The sequence below is a fragment of the Ralstonia sp. VS2407 genome (genome assembly GCF_052950655.1).
Map to the genome: position 1 here is coordinate 20167 of NZ_JBRFVG010000022.1, position 15184 is coordinate 35350.

A 15184-nucleotide genomic window follows, 5' to 3' on the forward strand; every position below is an offset into this window, starting at 1 on the left:
GAGTCGACCGCCATGTACCGCCACACCTTTGCCTGCCCGCTCGGCGATCTGCTCTTGACCGCCAGCGACACGCACCTGACCGGCGCGTTCTTTCCCGGCCAGAAGACGATTCCGCTCAATGCCGCGCGCATGTCGCCGGGCGCGGACATCCCGGTCATCCGCGAGGCACAGGCACAGTTCACGGCGTACTTTGCCGGCAAGCTGCAGGACTTCGATCTGCCGATGGCGCCCGAGGGCACGCCGTTTCAGCAAGACGTCTGGCGCCTGCTTTGCAACATCGCATTCGGCAGTCGCACCACGTACGGGCAGATGACCGCGCGCCTGGGGCTCACGCGCGAACATGCGCGCGCGGTGGGCACCGCCGTGGGCCGCAACCCGATCTCGATCGCCATCCCGTGCCACCGCGTGGTCGGCGCGGATGGTGCGCTCACGGGCTATGCCGGCGGCTTGCCACGCAAGGCCGCGCTACTGCGGCTCGAAGGGCATCCCGCGCGGGTCGGCGAACGCCTGCCCATGGCTGACGACGACCGCCAAGGCACGCTGGCACTGCAGCCTGCATAAAACCCGAATCGCGCGGACAATGCGCGCACACCGCCCCACAACGATAACGAGCCCCCTTCCATGCGCCGCTCCGACGTGCTTGAACTTCTCACCCTGGCTGCCCTATGGGGCGGCTCTTTCCTGTTCATGCGCGTGGCAGCGCCGCCGTTCGGGCCCGTTGCGCTCATTGCGCTGCGTGTGGCGATCGCCTCATGCTTCCTCGTCCCGATTCTGACCTTGCGCGGTGGCATGGGCGCCCTGCGCACGCACTGGCCGCATCTGCTGGCCGTGGGCGTGCTGAACTCGGCCATCCCGTTCTGCCTGTTCGCCTACGCCGAACTCACGCTTACGGCGGGCTTCACCTCGGTGCTCAATGCGGCGGCCCCGTTGTTTGCGGCCATCGTCGCGTTCACATGGCTGGGCGAGCGGATGTCGTCGCTGCGCGTGCTTGGATTGGCGATTGGCTTCATCGGCGTGATCGTGCTGGTGGGCGGGTCGTCTGTCATCGATGCAAAACAAGGCGGCGTGGCGGTAGCCGCGGCACTGTCGGCTACCGTGCTGTACGGCGTGGCCAGCAGCTACACCAAGCGCTTCCTGACCGGCGTGCCGCCGCTCGCCGTGGCGACCGGCAGCCAATTGGCCGCCGCCATCGTGCTCGCACCACTGGCCTACTGGCTGTGGCCCACGCAAACGCCCACCGGCACCGTGTGGCTGCACGTCATCGCACTGGGCATCGCATGCACGGGCGTCGCCTACATCCTCTTCTTCCGCCTTGTCGCGCACGTGGGGCCGGCGCGCGCGGTGTCGGTCACCTTCCTGATCCCGGTGTTTGGCGTGCTGTGGGGCATCCTGTTCCTGGGCGAGCAGCTGACGCTCAACATGGTGATCGGCTGCGCGGTGATCCTGCTCGGCACGTCGCTGTCGACCGGCGTGTTCGCACCAGGCAAAAAGGCCCCTGCAAATGCGGCAACCGCTGCAAAGGATAAGGATTCGCTTTTGCGTTCCGGCCGCTGAATGGCCACGTTGATCGTGCCCCGCTTGGCCGGGGCACCGCAGTGCGCCGGTCAAAGCCCGCTTGAAGTCGACGCTTAAATCCGCAGTTGAATCCGTAAGCAATGCTGTTATGTCATCTCCGCCCCACATTGCGAAGGATTTTTCCGCCGATTCGCGCAACGCGAGAAAACGTTGGCGCCGCCTCGATAAATAGCCGATTTGTAATGAATACCCTGCCGCTTTGACGCCCATGCAATTTATTCAATGGCGCCAGTATTGGCTCTGTAGCTAGATTTAAAAAATCTGCAAAACTGAAGTAGACAGCTGAAATATCGACCAACGCGCACTCGATCTTAACGATCCGATAATCCGATTTGAGAAACTTGCATCATAGAAATCGGATTTCCGTGCGCGTTGCGCAGATTTTCTTTGTTATGCTCGCCATCGGTCGATGAGGGGCGTGCAAGGGAACGGCACATTTGCTGCAAAGCAGCCGAATTCCCAATTGCCGGCGGGTTCTCCGCTGCACAGCCGACTAAGCACGCTCCATCAAATACGTTGGATACGCGCATGCTGGACGTCTACCTGAATAAGCATCTGATCGGTCAGCTATCGTGCGGCCGCAGCGGTTGGGCGTTCGAATACGATTCCCGCTGGCAGGCTTCGTCGCAGGGCTTTGATCTGAGCCCGCACCTGCAGCGCACCGCTGGCAATATCGCCGACACGGCAAAAGCCCAGCCGGTACGCCACTTCTTTGAATACCTGCTGCCCGAACCGGCACGCAACACGCCGAAGGCTGCTGCCGCGGCGCTGGAGCATCTCGCGCAGGCGGCGCCGCATCTGGATGGCCCGCTGGCCCTGGTGCCGGCCGGCCTCAAACCATGCAGCGGGCGCGCCGACGGGCTGTCCGAGCGCGATCTCGTGCTGCAGTTCCAGCAAACTGTCGGACGCCCGCCCCGCAGCACGCCGCTGCGCGTGGCTGAACCTCGCGCACGCTATGGCACCGATGCTGCCGCAACGTCCGAAGAAATCAGCCTGCCCTTCCTGGCCTCGAATGGCTTGCCGGTGTCGATGTGGCTCGGGCGGTTTTCCGCGCCGGTCAATGCCGCACAATCGAGCCACTTCGTTCGGCTGGATCTGGGCGAAGGCGCGCACTTGCCGTACGCCACCATCAACCACTGCTGGGCCACGCTGTTGGGCCGCAGCATCGGGCTGGACACACCGTTCATCGGGCTGCGCCAGTTTCCCGAAACGGCCGCCGTGGTGCAGCGCCTTGATCGCACCCTGCGCTGCAAGAGCGACGATACCGCGCTGGTGCAGGCCCGCTATGTCGTCTCGGCGGTGCAACTGCTGGGGCTTTCACCCAAGCACCGCTTCCTGCCGATTACAGTCGAGCAGGTCGCGCAATGTGCAAGCTTGTGTGCAGACCCCGCTTCCGCCACGGCCGCGCTGTTCCGCTGGATGGTGTTCTGCCTGCTGATCGGCGGGCGCAACGCCTCGGCCGGCACACTGCACTTCCACATTGGTGCGGACGGCATCCGCCTTGCGGCGCACGACCACCTCTTCTGCGCAGCGGTCTACGCCAACGAATGGAATGCCGATGAACTGTCGCCAGATGCGCAAGCCCGTTATGAGGCCATCGACCAGGACGCCCTGCTCGCCCTGGCCGATCACCTCGGCTACGACGCCAGCCAGGCGCGCCGCGAGTTGCTAAGGCTGATCAGCATGCTCGCGCCGCAGTCCTCATTCGTGGCGACGCATCTGTCCCAGGCGCTCGGGCATTCGCCCACGCGCGCCGCGGAGATCGATTTCCTCGCGCGCATCCACCGCCACGTATCCGAAACGGCACGGCGGCTGGGCGGCAAGACCGCCGAAGTCTGAACTAAAGCGCGAGCCTTGAGCCGCCAGCAAACTTAGAGCGCGGCCAAGCTGACCGTGCCATAGCGCGCATAGCCGTGCGCGGCCAGCGTATCCATGGCCTCGGCTTCTGCGCGGGCAAATGTCAGCGCGAGCGTATCGGGGCTTCCTGCCCCGCTGGCGAAGGCCTGATAGGCCGCGAACGCCTCGCGCGGCGACACACCACTGCGCTCAAGCACGCGCTGCGCGGCCTCGAGCGCCGCACGAATCGCCGTCTCCCCGGGCGGGGCATCGCGAAACGCCAGCTGTAGACAAGACGTCGTCGGATTCATCCGCGTTTCGATGTTCGATTCACTGGAACAGCACACCTGACCCAGTCTAGGAAAGCGCCTATCGAGTGCCAAGCGTTGCGCTCGCCCTAGGGCGTGTTTCTGCCCAACGCGCATGAGGGACTCGGGGATGCCCCCGGGTGCACATGCCATGAATCACGTTGCATAATCGAATCGATTGACGAAGCAACGACTTTGTTGGCGCCACCATAACGACAGGAGACATCCATGATCACGCCCCCCATCCGGCTGAAACGTACTGCGCTCGCCTGGCTTCTGGCCAGTGCAGCCTTGCCGACGTTCGCGCAGATTCCGTCCAGCCCTGGCGGCACGCCATCCGCAACTGCGCAACCTGCGGCGGCCACGGCCGGCGGGATCGACGTGGCGCGGATCAAGCCGGCGGTGGACGCGGCGGTCAATGCAGAATACGGTCAGCTCGACCTGCTCTACAAAGACATCCACGCGCATCCGGAGCTGGCGTTCCAGGAAACGCGCACGGCGGCCAAGCTGGCCGAGCAGATGCGCAAGATCGGCTTTGATGTGACGGAGCACGTGGGCAAGACCGGCGTGGTGGCTGTCTATCGCAATGGCGCCGGCCCGACGATCCTGGTGCGCACTGAACTCGATGCGCTGCCGATGGAAGAGAAGACCGGCCTGCCCTATGCAAGCCACGTCCACACGAAATGGCGCGGCGAGGACGTAGGCGTGGCGCACAGCTGCGGGCACGACGTACACATGGCGTCGTGGGTGGGCACCGCCAAGACGCTGATGTCGCTCAAGGACCGCTGGCACGGCACGCTGGTGTTCGTCGCGCAACCTGCCGAGGAAACAGTGACGGGCGCGCAGAGCATGATCGACGACGGCTTCTTCAAGCGCTTTCCCAAACCCGACTATGCGTTTGCGCTGCATACCGGCCCGGGGCCGTACGGTTCGATCGTTTTCAACAGCGGTCCGATCACGTCCAACTCCGACGGGCTGGAAATTACGTTCAAGGGCCGCGGCGGCCACGGCTCCGCACCTGACAAGACCATCGACCCGGTGATGATGGCGGCGCGCTTCGTGGTCGATCTGCAAAGCGTGATCAGCCGCGAGAAGGATCCGCAGGAATTTGGCGTGGTGAGCATCGGCGCCATCCAGGGCGGCAGCGCCGAGAACATCATCCCCGACAGCGTGCTGCTGCGCGGCACGATCCGTTCGTACAAGCCGGCCGTGCGCCAGAAGATGCTCGACGGCATCCGCCGCACGGCCAAGGCCGTCACCGAAATGTCGGGCGCGCCGGACGCCGATATCAAGATCACGGAGGGCGGCAAGGCGGTCAACAATGATCCGACCGTGGTGGCGCACACCGAGGCGATGTTCAAGACGGCCTTTGGCAACGACCGCGTGCTGCGCGTGCCACCCATCACGGCCAGCGAAGATTTCTCGGCGTTTGTTGACGCGGGCATCCCGTCAATGTTCTTCTTCATCGGTGTGAACGATCCGCAGACGTTCTTCGCCTCGCTCAAGCCGGGTGCCAAGCCGCTGCCGACCAATCATTCGCCGCTGTTCGCGCCCGTGCCGGAGCCGTCCATCAAGACGGGCGTGACGGCAATGTCGCTGGCAGTGCTCAATGCGCTGCAATGGAACAAGGCGTCGGGCCAGTAGGCCGGCGTTGATGTGGGCGCGGAGCCCGATGACCGGGCGGCCGCGCCTTTTGATTTCTCAGGAGGGGATTCCATGTTCAAACGTTTCATCCGCACCGGCGCCCTGCTGCTGTGCGCCTGCGCCGCGGCACCCGCCCTGGCACAAACCACGACGCAAGCCACCAACCGCCTCGACGAAATCATCGCGCGCGGCACGCTGCGCGTCGGTACCACCGGCGACTACAAGCCGTTCACCTACAAGAACCCCGCCGATGGCCGCTTCATTGGCCTGGACGTCGAGATGGGCGAACGCCTGGCCAAGGCACTTGGCGTCAAACTCGAAATCGTGCCGACCACGTGGTCGACGCTGATGCAGGATTTCGCGGCCGACCGCTACGACATCGCCATGAGCGGGGTGTCGGTTACGCTGGAGCGGCAAAAGAAGGCGTTCTATTCGATCCCGTATCAGCGCGATGGCAAGACGCCGATCACGCGTTGCGAGAACCAGGCGAAATACCAGACCCTGGCGCAGATCGACCAGCCGAACGTGCGCGCGGTGGTCAACCCGGGGGGCACCAACGAGAAATTCGCGCGCGAGCACTTGAAGCAGGCGCAGATCCGCGTGTATCCGGACAACGTGACGATCTTCAACGAGATCGTCGCCGGCCGTGCAGACCTGATGATGACCGACGCGGTGGAAACGAAGCTGCAGCAGAAGCTGCATCCGGAACTGTGTGCCGTGCACCCAGAAGCGCCGTTCGATTTCTCCGAGAAGGCATACCTGCTGCCGCGCGACGTGGTGTTCAAGAACTTCGTCGACCAGTGGCTGCGGCAAACCACCGAGAGCGGTGAATTCGCCAAGCGCTTTGATGCGTGGCTGGCGTATCCGTGGAACACACCGGCCAAGTAAACGGCCTGAGCAGTGCTATGCCCGTGCGGCGCGCCTGGCAGCGCCGCCCATCAGCAGCACGAGGCACACTCCGTTAAGCAGCGCGCCAAGCATCCAAACCGTGCCGGACCACACCGGCGCGGTCATCGCATACACCGCTGTGGCGGCCAGCGGCCCGATCATGGCGGCCACGCTGGCAAGGCTTGCCAGCGCGCCCTGCAACTCGCCCTGCTCATGCTCGCCCACCTGGCGCGAGAGCATGGCCTGCAGCGCCGGCATGCCAATCTCGGCCATGCACAGCACCACCATGGTCGGGTAGACCATCCAGCCGGCGCTGATCCAGGCCATGGCCGCAAAGCCAGCCACATCCATCATCAAGCTCAACACCACGGCGCGGCGCTCGCCCAGCGCACGTGAGATCGGCCCGGTCAGGAAGGCCTGCGCCAGCGCATGCATCAGCCCATAAGCCGCCAGTGACAGGCCGGCGGCACGCGTGTCCCAGCCGAAGTGCGCCTCGCCGTGAATGACCCACAGCGTTTGCGGAATCTGCCCGACGATTTCGATGATCTCCAGCACTGCCAGCAACGGCAACAGCGTCGGCACACGTGCCACGCGGCGCAGCGACTGCACCGGCAGCAGCGCGCGCCACGCAAACGGCGCACGTTCTGCACGGCGTGACTCCGGCAACGCGAAACACGCCACCAAAAAGTTGACGCCATTGAGCGCCGCCGCCAGCAGGAACGGCGCGCGCAGCCACCAGTCGCCCAGCAGCCCGCCCAACGCCGGCCCGGCGATGAATCCCAAGCCGAAGCACGCGTTCATCAGCCCGTAACGGCGCGCACGATCGGCCGGCGCTGTGATGTCGGCGACGTACGCTGTGGCCACCGCATAGTTGGCACCTGTGATGCCCGCCACCACGCGGCCGACGTACAGCACCCACGCGTGCGGCGACAGTGCCATGACGAGGTAATCGACCGCCGCGCCCGCCAACGACAGCAGCAGCACCGGCCGGCGCCCGTAGCGATCGGCCAGCGCGCCCAGGATCGGCGCAAAGACAAATTGCATCGCCGCATACGCCGCGATGAGCAGGCCGAATTCGAATGCGATGTCGCCCATGTGGTCCAGCTCGCGCAGCAGGCTTGGCAGGATGGGCAGGATCAGCCCGATGCCCATGGCATCGAGCGTCAGCGTAACGAGGATGACGGCAAAGGCAGGCATGCGAACGCGCCGCGGGCCCGTCGGGCGGCGGCGCTTCGAAAAACAGAAAGCCGAGATGATGCCGTGGAAGTGCGCGCTTGCAGCGTCGTGCGGCGCTCAGGCGAAAGCCGCCGGCAAGCTTAGTGGAGGTTGACCGGATCGCCGTGTTGCAGGGCCAGTGCGTCGCGCAGCAGCGCCTCGGTCATGTCGCGGCCCAGGAGCGCCGGGTCAAAGCGCGCGGAGAAACGCGTCGAGCACGACTCCACCTGCAGCACCACCTGGCCCGGCGGCAGCAGTTCGATGTCGACGTGAATGACCTCGTCGTCTTCGGTAAAGGAATGCAGCAACGTGAGTGCGCGGTAGCCGTCGGCGCGTTCCACGGCGGTTTCGGTCCAGGACGGCGCCAGCAGCGCGCAGTTCACCAGCGTTTCGGGCTCGTCAGGGCGATACAGGTGCAGGCCCATCATGGTCGAAGCAGCATCGGCCACGCCGGACCATTCGGCTGCAGGAATCAGATCACCGAGCAGCCGAATGTCGTCGACCGCGGCGTCGGTCTGCACAAAAGCGGCACCCAGGAAAAAGGCGGTCTCGTCGCGGAAACCACCCGCCACGGTATTGCGCCACAGGCGATGGCTGCTCTTGCTGCCGAGCGCCACTTGCGACAGCACCTTGGCTGCGCGTGCGCCGTCTGCGCCCGACCACTGGTCCACCGCACCATGCGAGAACAGGCGATCGGCCATCACCAAACCCACGCCTTCGGGCAATACGCGCTCTTTCAGCCAGTTGGCCAAGACGTGCACACCGCTGAACGGCATGTCCGGACGCCCGATCGCATGCGCTCGCACGCGGCCGTTTTCCGGCACGTGGAACGGCATGGCAAACAGCCTCGCCTGATAAGCGACGCCGTCAATCTCGAAACGGGCGATGGAAGCGGTGGTGATGGACATGATGACCTTCCTGCTGCAAGGGGCGGAAAACGCCGCCCGTACCTGCATCAACGACCATCCACGCCGAATGTTTAGCCGCCACATGGGGGGTTGGGGGGAGGGGAATCCCCACGTCTGTAATGCAACGCAACAATCGGGGGACTGCGAGGCAGGAATTTTTTGCCGCTCCAGCCGTCACACCTTCGCATTAAGGGTTATCCCTCATCTCATATTTTCATTTCAATTCAATGACTTATATGCAGATTGCGGTGCTTGAGGGGTCACAATTGTTCTTATTTTTTGAACAAAGAGTTTAATAGAACTGCTTTTTTACCTTCTGAGCAACGACTAAGCTTATGCCATCGCGTTACCGCACCGCAGCGAAACTGCCCTGCGGCAATGCTCACCCCCCCTGTTGTGGAGTTCACCATGAAAACCAAGAACCTGATTCTCGCCTCGCTGATCGCTGTTGCCGCTGTTCCCGCCTTCGCTGCTGGCGTGCAAAGCCAAGACCCGTACACCAACGGCCAAGCCGTGACCAAGGCTGACCCCTACACCGACGGCGCCCGCAAGGCCGACGTCTACACCGACGGCGCCGTGCGCAAGGCAGACCCGTACACCGATGGCGCGCTGCGCAAGGCCGATCCGTACACCGATGGCGCCCTGGTCGGCAAGGCTGACCCGTTCAGCGACGGCCAATAAGTCGTCCGTCCGCTGTTCGCATCACCCGTATCACTCTCCCTCCCCGATGCCGGGTGCCCCAGTTGGCACCGGCACCGGCTTACCGAGGCGGCCGTTTGGCCGCTTTTTTTTTGCCTACACCCGCAGAGTTCACATTGCGAGCCCGGATTTTTCCTCCCTCAAGCCCCTTGGCGCGCGTCCGATAGAAGAGAATGCATTCATTGGCGGGGCGCCTTCCCTTGAACCCGTTGCGCAAACGTGCCTCGCCACGGACTGATCCCTGAACATCACCATGCGCAAGCGCATCGCCATCGAACACCTGCGGGTGGGCATGTACCTCGACGAATTTGTCGGCTCGTGGCTCGACCACCCGTTCTGGCGGGCACGTTTTCGCGTGGAAGACGCCGCCCAATTGCAGCGCCTGCGTGCCAGCGGCGTGCGTGAGGTGTGGATCGACACCACACGCGGCACCGACGTGGCCGCCGCCAATGCGGCACCTCCCGCCCCTGAAGCCCCGGCGCCGCCCGCCTGCGCCGCCGACGCCAACATCGCGCCGCGCCCCATCACGTATGCGGAAGAAATGCGCCGCGCCGCCCGTCTCATCAGCAAGGCAGAGGTGGCCGTGCAGGCCATGTTTGCCGATGCGCGCATGGGCCGCACGATCGAAGCGCGCGACGCATTGCCCTTGGTGGAAGCCATTTCAGGCTCCGTAGACCGCCACCCGAGCGCACTGACAAGCCTCGTGCGCCTGAAAGCAAAAGACCGCTACACGTTCCTGCATTCGGTGGCGGTATGCGCGCTGATGGTGTCGCTGGGCCGCCAGTTGGGGCTCTCCGATGACGAAGTGCGCGACGCCGGTCTTGCCGGGCTGCTGCATGACATCGGCAAGATCGCGATCCCGCCTGAGGTGTTGAACAAGCCCGGCGCCCTGACCGACGCTGAATTCCGCCACGTGATCGTCCACCCGCAGGCAGGGCACGACATCCTCGCGGGCGACAGCAGCATGCGCGACATCGCGCTCGACGTCTGCCTGCACCACCACGAACGCATGGATGGCACCGGCTATCCGCACAAGCTGGCGGGCGAAGGCATCTCGCTGTTTGCGCGCATGGGCGCCATCTGCGACGTGTACGACGCCGTCACGTCCGACCGCCCATACAAAAAGGCGTGGGAAGCTGCCTACGCGGTGCAGCGCATGGTCGAATGGCGCGGCAACCATTTCGACCCGATGGTGTTCAATGCCTTTGTCAAAAGCGTGGGCATCTATCCGGTGGGATCGCTGGTCCGCCTGCGTTCAGGCCGGCTGGCGGTAGTCATGCAGCATGCGCCGGGCGCCTTGCTCACGCCCACGGTCAAGGTATTCTTCTCGATATCGTCGGGCACGCGGATTGCGCCCGAGCTCATCGATCTGGCGCACACCGGCGACCAGATCGTCTCGCGAGAAGAACCCCGCGACTGGGGCCTGACCGACCTCAACGAACTTTGGATACACGGCGACTGATCCGTAGTGCCTTTCCGTGGCGCCTGCTGGCATGGCTCGCGCTGGGCTGGCTGGCGTGCAGCGCATCGGCCTTGGCCGAACCACCACTGCGCATCGGCTCCAAACGCTTCACCGAGTCGTACGTACTGGGCGAGATCCTCACGCAGACCGCAAGCCCCCACGGCCCCGCCGAACACGTACCGGGCCTTGGCAACACCGCCATCGTCTTCGCCGCGCTCAGGAACGGCAGCATCGACGTCTATCCGGATTACCTCGGCACCATTGCCGCAGAAATCCTGCACTTGCCCGCCGAGCAGGCTGCCAAACCCGATCAGGCAGCGCTGCTGGCCGACGTGAACCGTGGCCTGGCGCCGATGGGCCTGGCGGCCGGCGTGCCCCTCGGCTTTGAAGACACCTACGCGCTTGCCATGCGCGACGCCGATGCCGAACGCGAACACATCCGCACGCTCGCCGATCTGGCCACGCACCCGGCGCTACGGCTGGGCCTGTCGCACGAATTTCTCGGCCGCGCCGATGGCTGGCCGGCCATTGCGCAGCACTACAAGCTGCCCCAACGACCAACGGGCCTCGACCACGGCGTGGCCTACGACGCGCTGCGCGCCAGCCAGGTCGACGCGATCGACATCTACTCCACCGATGCCAAGATCCGCCGCGAACATCTGCGTGTGCTCGACGACCCTGCGCACGTCTTCCCGCGCTACGACGCCGTGCTGCTGTACCGCGCTGACGTTGCGCAACGGCATCCGGCGCAATGGCAGGCGATCAGCGCCCTCGCCGGGCGCATCCAGCGCGACGACATGGTGGCGATGAACGCCGCGGTCGAACTCGAAGGCCAGTCGTTCTCGCAAGCCGCGCGCCAGTTTCTCGCTGGGCGTGGCAGCACGCCAGCAGCGACGCCGGCTCATGCATTCCTCACCCGGCTGATGGACGGCCTGGGGCGGCTCACGCAACGACATCTGATGCTGGTGGGTATTTCGACTGGCGTTGCCGTGCTGCTCGGCGTGCCGCTGGGTCTCATGGCGGCGCGTCGCCGGATCAAGCAGCCGATCCTTGCCGTCGTAGGTGTGCTGCAGACGATTCCGTCGCTGGCGTTGCTGGCGATGCTCATCCCCATCGTCGGGTCGATTGGCGTCGTGCCGGCGCTGATTGCGCTGGCGGTCTATGCGCTGTTGCCCATCGTGCGCAACACGATCGTCGGATTGGAGCAGGTGCCCGATGGCCTGCGCGATGCGGCATTGGCGCTAGGCTTCACGCCGTCACAACGCACGCGCGTGGTGGACTTGCCGCTGGCGCTGCCGGTCATTCTGGCTGGCGTCAAAACCGCCGCGGTCATCAGCGTAGGTACGGCGACCATTGCCGCGTTCATCGGCGCCGGCGGCTATGGCGAGCGCATCGCCACAGGGCTCGCACTCAATGACAGTGCAACGTTGCTTGCAGGCGCCATCCCCGCCGCGGTACTGGCGCTGCTCGTGCAGGGCGCGTTCGAGGTGGTCGAATGGTGGCTGCGCCGACACGGCAGCGACACCCCGCTCCGCTGACGAGCACGCGCGCGGGCGTTCCATTACCATCGCGGTCATTCCAGCCGCCTTGCACGCCCCGCTCATGACCACGCTCCCGTTTTCTACCGCCCTGCTCGTCGCCGCAGCCGGCGTTTATGCCGGCGCCCAGAATGCCCTTGCGGGCGGCGGATCGTTCATCACGTTTCCGGCCTTGCTGCTGGCGGGTCTCAACCCGCTGGGCGCCAACATGACGTCGACAATCGCGCTGTTCCCCAGCCAGATCACCTCGTCGATTGCCGGGCGCAAACTGGCCGGCGGCGTCGATGCCGGCGAACATCACCTCTCGCTCAAGCAGCTCATTGTCATCAGCCTGGTGGGCGGTGTGCTGGGCGCACTGTTGCTGTTGGCGACACCGCCGTCGTTCTTCGCCAAGCTGGTGCCGTATCTCGTGCTGTTTGCGACGAGCGTGTTTGCGTGGGGCAGCTTCCGCCGCAAACCGCTGCATGCGGCATCGGGCATGTCGACCACCGCGCTGGCGACCGCCCAGTTTGCAATTGCCATTTACGGCGGCTACTTCGGTGGCGGCATCGGCTTCCTGATGCTCGCGGCGCTGACTGTGGCCGGCCAGCAGGTGCGCATGGCGGGTGCGACCAAGAACGTGCTCGCCATGACGATGAATGCATCCGCCGTGGCGGTGTTTGCGTTCTCGCCGCAGGTGAACTGGGCCGCCGTGGTGGCGCTGGGCATTGGCGGCATCGCGGGCGGATTTGCCGGGGCATGGCTGCTGCACCGGCTGCCGGAAAAAGTGCTGCGCGGCTTCGTCGTGATCGTCGGGATCGTCCTGACGGTCTGGCTGTTCATGCGCGCCTGAGCGCCACACCTGACGTTGACTTGACAGCGTTTGTCCGACAGACGGTTCAGTCAACGCCTACTGTCTGCCGGGTGGCCGCTTTCCTATTGTGACGTTCGGGATGCACGTCGTGGCACGCGGCATGCGTGCCGTGAAGTCGACCCCGTGTCACAACAAGGAGAACGAGCATGCAAGCACGCAAGATGTCGAGTCTGGCCGCAGCAATTGCAATGGCCGCCTGCGCGTGGATCGTCGCGGCGCCCGCGCAGGCCCAGCAGAAGGATCACAGTGCAGTGACGGGCGTCGACAGCCCGATGGAGGGCCCGCGCACCCAGGTCCAGCGCAACGCCGACGCCGCTGCCAACCCCGGCTATCACAACAACGCCACCGGCGCGCAACCGGAAGCCACGCCCGGCACCCTCAAGCAGAAAGTCCATCGTGCGCATGTGAAGACCGACAAGTGGGTCGACAAGCACGTCACGCACCGCCATGGCAAGGGCAAGGCGATGGCAGAATCGTCGTCGGACCGCGCGTTCTGGTCGCACCGTGCCAACCAGTGCGATTCGCTGGTGGGTGAAGCCCAGCGCGTCTGCCGCGAACGGCGCTCCGAAGCGGTGAACGGCCAATAACGCTGCACACGGCCCATAGAAAAAGCCACCGACATCCGGTGGCTTTTTTGTTGCGACAGACAGGGCGTCAGACGATGCCGGTGGCGTAGAACACGGCAATCACGAAGAACACGGCCAGCGTCTTGATGATCGTCACGCAGAACACATCGCGATACGCCTCGCGGTGCGTGAGGCCCGTCACGGCCAACAGCGTGATGACGGCGCCATTGTGCGGCAGCGTATCCATACCGCCCGAGGCCATCGCCGCGACGCGGTGCAGCACGTCCATCGGAATGCCCGTCGCCTGCGCGGCCTGCACGAACTGATCGGCCATCGCCGCCAGCGCGATGCTCATACCGCCCGATGCAGAACCGGTGATGCCGGCAAGCGTGCTGACCGTTACCGCTTCATTGACGAGCGGATTCGGAATCGCACGCAGGCCATCGGCGAGCACCAGGAAACCCGGCAGCGCGGCAATCACGCCACCGAAGCCGTATTCCGAAGCGGTGTTCATCGCGGCCAGCAACGCGCCCGACACGGCCGCCTTGCTGCCTTCAGCAAAGCGGCCCTTCACAGCGCGGAAGCCGAACACCAGCACCACGATGATGCCGATCAACAGCGCCGCTTCCACGGCCCAGATCGCGGTCAGCTTGTCGGCTTCAACCGTCAGCGGCTTGGGCAGGCCGGGCAACGCAACGGTGACGATCTTGCCGTACCACGTGGGAATCCACCGCGTGAACAGCAGGTTCATCACGCCCACCAGCACCAGCGGCGACAACGCGACGAGCGGATGCGCGAGCGTGCCGGTCTCGGCGGTCTCGGGCTCGTTCACCAGCTTGGTGAGGCCGTGGTCATAACCGTGGCCATTGCGCAGCGCTGCGCGGCGGCGCCATTCCAGATACGACATGCCGACCACGATGATGAACAGCGCGCCGATGGTGCCGAGCCACGGTGCCGCCCACGACGTGGTGTGGAAGAACGTGGTCGGAATGATGTTCTGGATCTGCGGCGTGCCCGGCAGCGAATCCATCGTGAACGAGAACGCGCCCAGCGCGATCGTGCCTGGAATCAGGCGCTTGGGGATATCGCCCTGGCGGAACATCTCGGCTGCAAACGGGTACACCGCAAACACCACCACGAAGAGCGACACGCCGCCGTAGGTCAGCAGCGCGCACACCAGCACGATGGAAAGCATCGCCCGCTTGGCGCCCACCACCCGGATGACCGACGCGACAATCGAGCGCGAAAAGCCCGACAGCTCAATCACCTTGCCGAACACGGCACCGAGCAGGAATACCGGGAAATACAGTTTGACGAAGCCGACCATCTTCTCCATGAAGATGCCGGAGAACACCGGCGCCACAGCCGCTGGATCGGTCAGCAGCACCGCGCCGAGGGCAGCGAGTGGTGCAAACAGGATGACGCTGTAGCCGCGATATGCGGCGAACATCAGAAATGCCAGCGCAGCCAGCACGATGATGACGGACATCGACAATCTCCTCGCATGCTTTTCTTTTAAGAGCGAAGGATTGTATGTCGCGATGCAACAGATTCCGTTACGCAATCACGCGTATTGAACTGACGGCGGAACTGGCGTTCGCGCGCGCCGGATGGGCCTCTTCGTCACGTTGACGATGACGATTCAATGACGGTGCCCCCACCCTCCTCCATGACCCCACCCTCCTCCATGAC

At 64.7% G+C, this 15184-nt stretch carries 14 protein-coding genes; 10 read left to right on the plus strand and 4 right to left on the minus strand.

The window, feature by feature from the left end:
• Positions 1-12 precede the first annotated feature (12 nt).
• From ACU8YE_RS23015 to ACU8YE_RS23025, 3 genes are all read left to right on the plus strand, one after another.
• Positions 13-561, plus strand: coding sequence for a methylated-DNA--[protein]-cysteine S-methyltransferase (locus ACU8YE_RS23015; RefSeq protein ID WP_322017487.1), 549 nt, complete (start codon positions 13-15; stop codon positions 559-561).
• 60 nt (positions 562-621) lie between these two features.
• Positions 622-1554, plus strand: a complete 933-nt coding sequence (locus ACU8YE_RS23020) for a DMT family transporter (RefSeq protein ID WP_446929695.1) — start codon at positions 622-624, stop codon at positions 1552-1554.
• A 549-nt stretch (positions 1555-2103) separates the two neighbouring features.
• Entirely contained in the window at positions 2104-3414 is a 1311-nt protein-coding gene (locus ACU8YE_RS23025) for a HipA N-terminal domain-containing protein (RefSeq protein ID WP_446929696.1), read from the plus strand.
• Between the two features lie 32 nt (positions 3415-3446).
• Here the strand turns inward: ACU8YE_RS23025 and ACU8YE_RS23030 are convergent, their stop codons facing one another.
• Positions 3447-3722, minus strand: coding sequence for a hypothetical protein (locus ACU8YE_RS23030; RefSeq protein WP_024974928.1), 276 nt, complete (start codon positions 3720-3722; stop codon positions 3447-3449).
• A gap of 225 nt (positions 3723-3947) precedes the next feature.
• On the opposite strand from ACU8YE_RS23030, the gene ACU8YE_RS23035 reads away from it, so the two are divergent.
• The gene (locus tag ACU8YE_RS23035; protein WP_446929697.1) at positions 3948-5363 is read left to right on the plus strand and encodes a M20 family metallopeptidase; all 1416 of its coding nucleotides are present in this window, start codon (positions 3948-3950) and stop codon (positions 5361-5363) included.
• Between the two features lie 72 nt (positions 5364-5435).
• On the plus strand, positions 5436-6251 hold the full coding sequence (locus tag ACU8YE_RS23040) for a transporter substrate-binding domain-containing protein (protein WP_446929698.1): 816 nt from the start codon (positions 5436-5438) through the stop codon (positions 6249-6251).
• Positions 6252-6266: 15 nt separating this feature from the next.
• Here the strand turns inward: ACU8YE_RS23040 and tet are convergent, their stop codons facing one another.
• Positions 6267-7448, minus strand: coding sequence for a Tet(A)/Tet(B)/Tet(C) family tetracycline efflux MFS transporter (tet, locus tag ACU8YE_RS23045; protein WP_446929699.1), 1182 nt, complete (start codon positions 7446-7448; stop codon positions 6267-6269).
• A 119-nt stretch (positions 7449-7567) separates the two neighbouring features.
• Positions 7568-8374 carry a hypothetical protein gene (locus ACU8YE_RS23050; RefSeq protein WP_322017492.1) on the minus strand — a complete coding sequence of 269 codons (807 nt, stop codon included), beginning with the start codon at positions 8372-8374 and terminating at the stop codon, positions 7568-7570.
• Between the two features lie 408 nt (positions 8375-8782).
• Between ACU8YE_RS23050 and ACU8YE_RS23055 the strand changes: the two genes are divergently transcribed.
• The 5 genes from ACU8YE_RS23055 (at position 8783) to ACU8YE_RS23075 (ending at position 13513) form a co-directional block, all read left to right on the plus strand.
• A complete protein-coding gene (locus tag ACU8YE_RS23055; protein WP_124381667.1) occupies positions 8783-9055 on the plus strand; it encodes a hypothetical protein in 273 nt (90 codons plus the stop codon).
• A 271-nt stretch (positions 9056-9326) separates the two neighbouring features.
• Positions 9327-10535: an HD-GYP domain-containing protein gene (locus tag ACU8YE_RS23060; RefSeq protein WP_260802054.1), complete on the plus strand. Its 1209-nt coding sequence runs from the start codon at positions 9327-9329 to the stop codon at positions 10533-10535.
• Positions 10517-12073: an ABC transporter permease/substrate-binding protein gene (locus tag ACU8YE_RS23065; protein ID WP_446929700.1), complete on the plus strand. Its 1557-nt coding sequence runs from the start codon at positions 10517-10519 to the stop codon at positions 12071-12073. The genes ACU8YE_RS23060 and ACU8YE_RS23065 overlap by 19 nt, the downstream gene beginning before the upstream one ends.
• A 64-nt stretch (positions 12074-12137) precedes the next feature.
• The gene (locus ACU8YE_RS23070; RefSeq protein ID WP_322017495.1) at positions 12138-12905 is read left to right on the plus strand and encodes a sulfite exporter TauE/SafE family protein; all 768 of its coding nucleotides are present in this window, start codon (positions 12138-12140) and stop codon (positions 12903-12905) included.
• A 167-nt stretch (positions 12906-13072) separates the two neighbouring features.
• Complete coding sequence (locus ACU8YE_RS23075) at positions 13073-13513, plus strand: hypothetical protein (RefSeq protein ID WP_232040845.1); 441 nt, start codon at positions 13073-13075, stop codon at positions 13511-13513.
• A 67-nt stretch (positions 13514-13580) separates the two neighbouring features.
• Here ACU8YE_RS23075 and ACU8YE_RS23080 read toward each other — a convergent pair whose 3' ends face one another.
• Positions 13581-14981 carry a GntP family permease gene (locus ACU8YE_RS23080; protein ID WP_446929701.1) on the minus strand — a complete coding sequence of 467 codons (1401 nt, stop codon included), beginning with the start codon at positions 14979-14981 and terminating at the stop codon, positions 13581-13583.
• Positions 14982-15184: the final 203 nt, after the last annotated feature.